Origin of the sequence: Dokdonella sp., from assembly GCF_049593775.1 — a bacterium.
Classification (GTDB): Bacteria; Pseudomonadota; Gammaproteobacteria; order Xanthomonadales; family Rhodanobacteraceae; genus Dokdonella.
Genome location: NZ_JBAWHJ010000125.1, coordinates 1 through 8,144, shown reverse-complemented (window position 1 = coordinate 8,144; position 8,144 = coordinate 1). Strand labels below are relative to the sequence as shown.

The following is an 8,144-nucleotide window of genomic DNA, read 5'->3' as shown; positions in this document are numbered from 1 at the left end:
GCTAGGTGTTGAGCGCAGCGAACCTCAACATCGGCAAGCTGCACGCGCTGAAGGCTTGTCGTTCGACGCAACACTGAAGAGATCATCATTCCTGGGCAGGCCGAATGACGAGCAGAAAATCGATCAGCGTTGTCACGGTCGCTTCACAACCCAAGCCGTTTCCTGCGCGAAAGGGATGCGGCGTGCGAAACTTGAGGCATGAGCGATCTCATCATCCATGACTGGCCCCTGCCCTACGAATCGCGCCTGGCCTTGCGGTCCGCCTCGGCTATCGACCTCGTTGTCATCCATTGCACCGAGTTGCCGGACATGGCGATGGCTCGCGAATTTGGCGAACGGGTCCACTACAAAGAAAGCCTGACCGGCAACTGCGGCCACTACTACATCGATCGTGATGGCTGTATTTCGCGATTCGCGGATGAATTGCGCATTGCCCACCATGTCTATCGCTACAACCCGCGCTCGATCGGTATCGAGCTGGTCAATCTGGGCCGCTATCCGAACTGGGCCGATTCGCGCCACCAGGCATTTACCGAGCCGTACGCAGACGCGCAGATCCAGTCACTGCTGGCGTTGCTCGAACATCTGAAAGCCGGGTTGCCCAGCCTGCAATGGATCGCCGGCCACGACATCCTGGACCAGCGCAAGGAGCCAGCCAGCGACAATCCGGCCCTGCTGCTGCCGCGCCGCCTTGATCCCGGCCCCATGTTTCCGTGGGATCGGGTTGTCGAGGGATCCGGATTGCGCCGACTCACCGCCGAGCCCGTCGATTGACGCACTGCAACACCGCTTGGCTATACTGGCCCGTCTCTTCTACGCATGCAGCCCATGACCGCACCCATCGTCAGCGAACTCGTCGACCTGCTTCAGCTGGAGCGCCTTGAGGACAATTTTTTCCGCGGCCAGAGTCGCGACATCGGCACGCGCTACGTATTTGGCGGCCAGGTGCTGGGTCAGGCCCTTTCTGCCGCACAGCAGACAGTGGACGAGGGTCGCCATGCACATTCGCTGCACGCCTATTTCCTGCGCGCCGGCGATGTCGAAGCGCCGATCGTCTACAGCGTCGAGCGCAGTCGCGATGGTGGCAGCTTCTCGGCGCGCCGCATCGTGGCCATCCAGCATGGCCAGCCGATTTTCAACATGACCGCGTCGTTTCACGAGCCGGAGCCCGGCGCCGAACACCAGTTTCCGATGCCCCTGGTGCCGAAGCCCGAAGACCTGCCGCTGATCGAGATGGTTCCGGCCTCCGAGCTCGACAAGATTCCGGCCAAACGCAAGCGCTGGCTGAACAAGGCCGGTCCATTCGAGTTTCGCCATGTTCACCCCCGCAACGAGCTGAATCCGACCAAGCAGCCTCCTTATCAGAACGTCTGGTTCCGGCTGGTTGATCGCATTTCTGACAGCCCCATGCTGCACCGGGCCTTGCTGGCCTACGCGTCGGATTTCCACCTGATTGGTACCACCACGTTTCCGCATGCGATCTCCTACCTGCAGCCGAACGTGCGCATGGCCAGCCTCGACCATGCGTTGTGGTTCCATCGACCGTTCCGGGTCGACGAGTGGTTGCTCTACTCCTGCGACAGTCCGAGCGCACAGCAATCGCGCGGCCTCGCCCGTGGCATGATCTTCACGCGCGACGGTGTGCTGGTAGCATCGACCGCACAGGAAGGACTGATCCGCGTCGTCGAACAATCCGAGTAGCCGCGCGCACCGGAGTCAACAGGAAGCAGCATGCGCCAGATCTACACATCACCTCGCCATGAAAACGTCGATCGTGTCGTCGCCCTGCTCAAGGAAGCAGGCATCGAAACCACGATCCGCAATCGCCGTGACTGGCAAGGCGGCGAGTGGAAGCGATTCAGCTACACCGAGCGTGGCGAGAGCGAAAGCTGGGCCCAGGTGTGGGTAACCGATTCAAACGATCAGAGTCGCGCCCGCGAAATCCTGCGCGATGCCGGGCTCGAACCCGCCACGCGCTTTGCCGATGAACTGGCTGCTGCACGCACGCCCAATGATCCTCGTCGGCACAAGGCCAGCTCGATGCGGGCGCGAATGATCCTGCTGGCCTTGATCGGTGGCGTGATCCTGCTGATCGCAAGTTCCTATTTGATGCCCTAGCCAGTTGATCCAACAGCAATGGATTGAGCTGTTCCCTCTCCCTCCGGAAACAGCGGCCCGACAGGATCGGACGTGAACTGCGAAATCCGGCCACAAGGGCGAGCCCCCTGGATGGGTGGAATCAAGGCGGATGACGACTGCATGGATGCCGGCGCCTCAACTGCCCGAGCTGCGCTCGACCCCTCCCCCTAGCCCTCCGCCAATGGGAGTGGGGGGAAACCATTTCGATGTGGGTCTGCAGCGCGTCTCGTTTTCCGAAGCCTTCACTGATGCACAATAGGCCATGCGCTCGGACATCGTTCGCCTGTTCCAGACCCTTCCCCACGCTTGCGGCTATTTTGCCGAGCGCACGTCGCAGAACCTGGTCATCGACCCGGGTTCACCGCAACTTGCCGACATCTATGAGTTGAGCTTGCAGCGTGGCTACCGCCGCGCAGGCGGGCATGTGTATGTCCCGCGCTGCGTGGAATGTCGGGCCTGCGTCGCCTGCCGCATTCCGGTTGCCGATTTCAGGATGGATCGCACCCAGAGGCGTTGCGCAAAACGGAATGCCGACCTTGAGTTGAAAATCACGCCGGCGGAGTACAGCGAAGAACGCTTCGAACTGTATCGACGCTACCTGCAATGGCGCCATCCAAATGGGGGCATGGACGATGCCCAGACCGAAGATTTCTCGCGCTTCCTTTACACATCGTGGAGTCCAACCCGATTCATCGAATTGCGCAAGGATGGACGCCTGCTGGCCGTGGCCGTGACAGATTTCTGCAACGCAGGGTTGTCATCGGTCTACACGTTCTACGATCCGGAAGCACTCGAACGCGGCCTCGGTACTTTCGCCATCCTCGAGCAGATCCGGCTTGCGCGCGAACACGCACTTGCCCATGTCTATCTCGGATTCTGGATCGCGGGCCATCCGAAAATGGACTACAAGATTCGCTTCCGGCCGATCGAAGTCTTGCGCGCCGGCGAGTGGGTGGTGCTGGAGAAGCAGGCAGCGCAAGAAAACAATTCGTAGGGGTGGGTCTCAGTGGGTCTGCAAAAGATCCCGCCAGTCTGCGCGATTGGCTCCCTGTCCCGAGGGGAGAAGGAGCAAGACGCAGTTCCCGCCAGAATTCGGACCCCTGCGTTTTCCATGTGTCGCACCTTTGTGAACGACCTCTCAGACCAAAAACGAAGCAGCAACGCAAGGCCGGCGATCGAAGCCCGTGCCCCCTGATCGGATGCTTGCAAGAATGGCGTTCATGCCCAATGCACTGGCCAGTCATTCGACCGTTGAAAGCGGGCACGTTGCGAGGGAGCATCACGGTTGAAGCCGTTTCCTGCGGCACAGCACCACGCTTCACACTCGTTTCAGGCAACGCTGATTCGCAAGCAAGCTGCGGCTTCAACGGCTTTGCAGCGTGCCTCTTCTATCGATTCTGCTCGCGCCAGCGTAACCGCCATTCGCCGCTGGCCACGGATTTCCGGCTTGCCGAAAATGCGCAGCATCGTGTCGGGCTGGGCCAGTGCCTGGGCAACACCTTCGTAGGTGATTTCCGTGCCATCACCCTCGACCAGGACTGCGCACGATGCCGACGCACCCAGTTGACGAATATTCGGGATCGGCAAGCCGAGGATGGCTCGCGCGTGCAAGGCGAACTCGGACAACTCCTGAGAAATCAGGGTGACCAGGCCGGTATCATGCGGCCGCGGGCTGACCTCGGAGAAAATCACCTCATCGCCCCTGACGAAAAACTCCACGCCGAACAGGCCGTGCCCACCCAATGCTTCGGTAATGGCGCGTGCCTGGCGCTCGGCCTCGGCCAGTGCCACCGGGCTCATTGGCTGCGGTTGCCAGGATTCGCGATAGTCGCCCGCTTCCTGACGATGTCCAATCGGTGCGCAAAACCCGGTTCCACCTGCATGACGCACGGTGAGCAGGGTAATCTCGTAATCGAAATCGACGAAGCCCTCGACGATGCAGCGACCTTTGCCGGCTCGGCCGCCGGATTCCGCGTAGGCCCAGGCTGCGGAGAGTTCCGACTCCGACCTGACCGTACTCTGGCCCTTGCCCGATGAGCTCATGACCGGCTTGATCACGAAGGGCAAACCGATTGCCTTGGCGGCCTGCGCATATTCTTCTTCGCTGTCGACAAAGCGATAGGGCGAGGTGGGCAGGCCCAGATCCTCGGCAGCGAGACGCCGAATGCCTTCGCGGTTCATGGTCAGCCAAGCTGCGCGTGCCGTCGGGATGACACGGACACCCTGCGCCTCGAGTTCGACCAGGGTCGGCGTATGGATGGCTTCGATCTCCGGGACGATCAGATCGGGCTTTTCCAGCTCGACCAGCCGCCGGATCTCTGCGCCATCCAGCATGTCGACCACATGGCTGCGATGCGCTACCTGCATGGCCGGGGCGTTCGCATAGCGATCAACGGCAATGACCTCGACCGCCAGACGCTGCAGCTCGATGGCGACCTCCTTGCCGAGTTCGCCGGAACCCAGCAGCATGACGCGGATGGCGCTGCGGGTCTGCGGTGTTCCGAATGGCTTCATGCGGCAAGTCTCCGTCAAGGATGTTTAAGTTGGCCGCCATTGTATCTGCTGCGGCACAATGGCCTCCCTGCCCGATCGAGGATCCACATGCTTCGTTTGCTTGTCACACTGGCGCTCGCCCTGCCACTGCTCGCCCAGGCCAAACCTGCCGAAGAACTCTGGTACAGCGTTCTGCTGGATGGCCGGAAAATCGGCAGCTTCGAGTTCTCCAGGACAGTCCAGGATGATGAGGTGACCACTCGCCAGCTGCTGGACATCGAGTTCGACCGCGCCGGCACCATCATCGCGATGAAAAGCCATGAGACCAGCAGGGAGACCATTGATGGCCAACCGCTGGCATTCACATCGATTTCGCAATTGAGTGGAAACGAGAACAGGGTGGACGGACGACTCGAAGACAAAACCTTGCACGTGCGCGTCGACAACGCCGCCGGGGTGCAGGAACGCCAGATGCCCTGGCCAAAGGATGCCCTGCTGGCCGAAGGCCTCAGGCTTTCGGGCCTGCGCATGCCACTGAAACTGGGCCAGGAGCACACTGATCTGTCGTTCCAGCCATCCAGCCTTGCTGCCGTGAAGGTCACCAGCACGGTCGGCGAGCGCGAGCCGGTGAGCCTGCCGTCGGGCAGGAAATCGCTGTACAGGATCGAGCAGGTCTTTGATTTCTCGGGAACCCTGGTTCGCAACTCTGCCTGGATCGATCGCGAGCGTGACGTCTACAAGCTGACCATGCCTGCGCTCGGAGTCGACTTGACCTTGCTCGAGTGCAGCGAAACGTGCGCAACCGCCCCCAACCAGAGTTCCGATGTCTTCAAGCACACCTTGATGCAGGCACCGCGGGCACTGCGCCGCGAGGAAACCTCGACTCGCTTGCGCTACACGATTGCACCTGTCGGCGAGGGCGCTCCACTGGAGTTTCCGACGACATCCGAGCAAAGCGTCGAGCGCAACGGCGAATCGCTGATCGTCGAAGTCTATCGACAGGCGCGCTCCGGAATTGGCGAACCGCCAGAGCCCGCCGACTACGAAGCCAACGACTGGTTGCAGAGCGACGCACCGGAAATTGTCGCGATGGCTCGTGGAGCCACGTTCGGAATCGAGAACAATGCCGCGCGCATGCAGGCGCTGGAAACGTTCGTGCGCGGATTCATCACCGACAAGACACTGGGAGTGGGCTACGCATCCGCGTTGCAGATCGTGCGCAAGCCCGAAGGCGACTGCACCGAGCATGCCGTCCTCCTGGCCACACTGGGCCGCGCGCTCGGCATTGCGACGCGGGTTGTCGACGGACTGGCCTACTCGGACTACTTCGCCAGCCAGCGCAATGTATTCGTGCCACACGCCTGGATGCAGGCCTGGGTGGATGGCCGCTGGCAGAGTTACGACGCCGCCCTGGCCGGATTCGACGCGGGCCATATCGCGTTTTCTTCCGGCGATGGTGATCCCTGGCGCTTCTACAATGGCCTCGACCTGTTGGGCAGAACGAAGTTGTTGAGTGTTGAATCGATGGACAATCCGACACGGCAATGAAGATTGGCTGGCTACCCCTGCTGCTTGCGGTTCACTGCGCCAGCGCGGCTGAGTTCAGTCCGGCCCCGTTTGCGCCGGCAAGGCTCGAAGCCCTGATCACCCAATCGGGACTGGACGAGATCAGCGGCATTGCAGCGTCGCGACGCGCTGACGAGATTTTCTGGGTGCACAACGACGCGCCAAAGCCAGCCAGCCTGCAAGCGATCAATGCCCAGGGCAAGCAAGTAGCACAACTGCTGATCGATGGCGTTCGCGCGGTCGACTGGGAGGATATCGCCAGCTTCGAGCAGGACGGAAAATCGTGGTTGTTGATTGCTGACGTCGGCGACAACGCAGGCGCCCGCAAGGACTACGAACTGATCCTGGTGGAGGAGCCTGTTCTGCAGACGCACGGCGAAACGCTTTCGCGCAAACCGGAATGGCGCATGCGGTTTCGCTACCCGGACGGAGCGCACGATTGCGAGGCAATGGCCGTGGATACCCGCTCGCGACAGATACTTTTGCTGAGCAAGCGCTCATCGACGCCTGCGGTATATGCGCTTTCCCTCGACGCGGATACCGGAAAGGTCCAGGTTGCGCGCAGGCTGACCCATCTGCGCACCCTGCCCCAACCGACAGCCGACGAACGCACCGCGAGGTTCCCTGCAGCCAGACTCGGCAACCTGCCTACGGCCATGGACATTGATACGGATGGGCGCCGTGCAATCGTCCTGACCTATCGGGACGTCTGGCTATTTCCTCGTGCGGAAAACGAATCGTGGCTGCAGGCTTTCGGACGCGTACCACAGCGCCTGCCCTTGCCGCCCATGGCTCAGGCTGAAGCCCTGGGTTTCGACCGTGAGGGTGAATCGATACTGGTCAGTGGCGAGCATCTTCCGGCACCACTTCTGCGATTTGATGGAAGCCCCGCCAAGGATCAGGGCGACTGATTGCGTCTGACGCTTGCGGCATCCACCCGTTGCCAAATGATATCATTATGATATCTTATTGTTCAGAATTCACGGCCACAGGGCTTGGCGGCGAAGCGTATGACTCACCCGGCCTGACAGCGTGAATCCAGACCCACACTGATTCTGGAGATCCGCCATGTTCGAAAGAAAAGCCCTGTCCCTGCCGGGAATCCCGGTCCTGCTGGTGCTGCTGGCTGCCCTTGGCCTGACCGCCGCGTGGTTTATCAACACTCTCACAACGGCCGCTGCCAACCACCCCGAACCCCCACTCGGACAATTCATAGGCCCGATACTGCTCGGCTTTCTGCTCTTCTTCCTGTTCAAGGGCCTGTTCGCCGTGCAACCAAACGTTGCCCGCGTCATGCAGTTGTTCGGTCGCTATGCTGGCACCGTGCGCGAACAGGGACTGCGCTGGACCAATCCGTTTTATACGCGCAATGCGGTTTCGCTGCGTGTGCGCAATTTCGAATCCGGAAAGCTCAAGGTCAATGACAACGATGGCAACCCGATCGAGATTGGAGCGATCGTGGTCTGGCAGGTGGTCGATACTGCTGAAGCCGTGTTCATGGTGGATGACTACGCGAATTTCGTACATGTGCAGACCGAGTCTGCGCTGCGCCAGATGGCGACTAGCTACCCCTACGATGCCCATGATGGCGTGAGTATTTCGCTGCGCGGCAATGGACCCGAGGTCAATGCGAACCTGCGTGACGAAGTCCAGGAGCGCCTTGCGAAAGCGGGTGTACAAGTCATCGAAGCGCGCATCAGTCATCTTGCCTACGCCCAGGAAATTGCCCAGGCCATGTTGCAACGCCAGCAGGCCAGCGCCATCGTGGCTGCGCGCACCCGCATTGTCGAAGGCGCAGTTGGCATGGTCGAACTGGCACTTGATCAGTTGCGTGAACGTGGCGTGGTAGAGCTCGATGACGAGCGCAAGGCGGCCATGGTCAGCAATTTGCTGGTGGTCCTCTGTGGCGATCGCGCGACCCAGCCTGTGGTCAATGCAGGAACGCT

General features: G+C 61.0%; 8 protein-coding genes. 7 read left to right on the top strand and 1 reads right to left on the bottom strand.

Going from position 1 to position 8,144, the window contains the following annotated elements; translation table 11 throughout:
- Positions 1-198: 198 nt before the first annotated feature.
- The 4 genes from WBP53_RS04300 to WBP53_RS04285 all read left to right on the top strand — a co-directional run bounded on the left by WBP53_RS04300 (position 199) and on the right by WBP53_RS04285 (position 3,133).
- Positions 199-774 (top strand): N-acetylmuramoyl-L-alanine amidase, encoded by a 576-nt coding sequence (locus tag WBP53_RS04300; RefSeq protein ID WP_423926293.1) that lies wholly within the window; start codon positions 199-201, stop codon positions 772-774.
- A gap of 45 nt (positions 775-819) precedes the next feature.
- Positions 820-1,701 carry an acyl-CoA thioesterase gene (locus tag WBP53_RS04295; RefSeq protein WP_423926291.1) on the top strand — a complete coding sequence of 294 codons (882 nt, stop codon included), beginning with the start codon at positions 820-822 and terminating at the stop codon, positions 1,699-1,701.
- 30 nt (positions 1,702-1,731) lie between these two features.
- Positions 1,732-2,118, top strand: a complete 387-nt coding sequence (locus tag WBP53_RS04290) for a hypothetical protein (protein WP_423926289.1) — start codon at positions 1,732-1,734, stop codon at positions 2,116-2,118.
- Positions 2,119-2,401: 283 nt separating this feature from the next.
- Positions 2,402-3,133, top strand: coding sequence for an arginyltransferase (locus WBP53_RS04285; RefSeq protein WP_423926287.1), 732 nt, complete (start codon positions 2,402-2,404; stop codon positions 3,131-3,133).
- A gap of 335 nt (positions 3,134-3,468) precedes the next feature.
- Here WBP53_RS04285 and purT read toward each other — a convergent pair whose 3' ends face one another.
- Positions 3,469-4,653, bottom strand: coding sequence for a formate-dependent phosphoribosylglycinamide formyltransferase (purT, locus tag WBP53_RS04280; protein WP_423926285.1), 1,185 nt, complete (start codon positions 4,651-4,653; stop codon positions 3,469-3,471).
- An 87-nt stretch (positions 4,654-4,740) separates the two neighbouring features.
- Here purT and WBP53_RS04275 point away from each other — a divergent pair, with 87 nt between their 5' ends.
- From WBP53_RS04275 to WBP53_RS04265, 3 genes are all read left to right on the top strand, one after another.
- Positions 4,741-6,180 (top strand): transglutaminase domain-containing protein, encoded by a 1,440-nt coding sequence (locus tag WBP53_RS04275; protein ID WP_423926283.1) that lies wholly within the window; start codon positions 4,741-4,743, stop codon positions 6,178-6,180.
- A complete protein-coding gene (locus tag WBP53_RS04270; RefSeq protein WP_423926281.1) occupies positions 6,177-7,109 on the top strand; it encodes a hypothetical protein in 933 nt (310 codons plus the stop codon). Before WBP53_RS04275 ends, WBP53_RS04270 begins: the two co-directional genes overlap by 4 nt.
- 157 nt (positions 7,110-7,266) lie before the next feature.
- A partial coding sequence (locus WBP53_RS04265) for an SPFH domain-containing protein (RefSeq protein ID WP_423926279.1) occupies positions 7,267-8,144 on the top strand: 878 nt, incomplete at its 3' end.

Bases quoted from the DNA above. Each gene is read 5' to 3' on its own strand.
- WBP53_RS04300 (WP_423926293.1), top strand. From the start codon at position 199: ATGAGCGATCTCATCATCCATGACTGGCCCCTGCCCTACGAATCGCGC.
- WBP53_RS04295 (WP_423926291.1), top strand. From the start codon at position 820: ATGCAGCCCATGACCGCACCCATCGTCAGCGAACTCGTCGACCTGCTT.
- WBP53_RS04290 (WP_423926289.1), top strand. From the start codon at position 1,732: ATGCGCCAGATCTACACATCACCTCGCCATGAAAACGTCGATCGTGTC.
- WBP53_RS04285 (WP_423926287.1), top strand. From the start codon at position 2,402: ATGCGCTCGGACATCGTTCGCCTGTTCCAGACCCTTCCCCACGCTTGC.
- purT (WP_423926285.1), bottom strand. From the start codon at position 4,653: ATGAAGCCATTCGGAACACCGCAGACCCGCAGCGCCATCCGCGTCATG.
- WBP53_RS04275 (WP_423926283.1), top strand. From the start codon at position 4,741: ATGCTTCGTTTGCTTGTCACACTGGCGCTCGCCCTGCCACTGCTCGCC.
- WBP53_RS04270 (WP_423926281.1), top strand. From the start codon at position 6,177: ATGAAGATTGGCTGGCTACCCCTGCTGCTTGCGGTTCACTGCGCCAGC.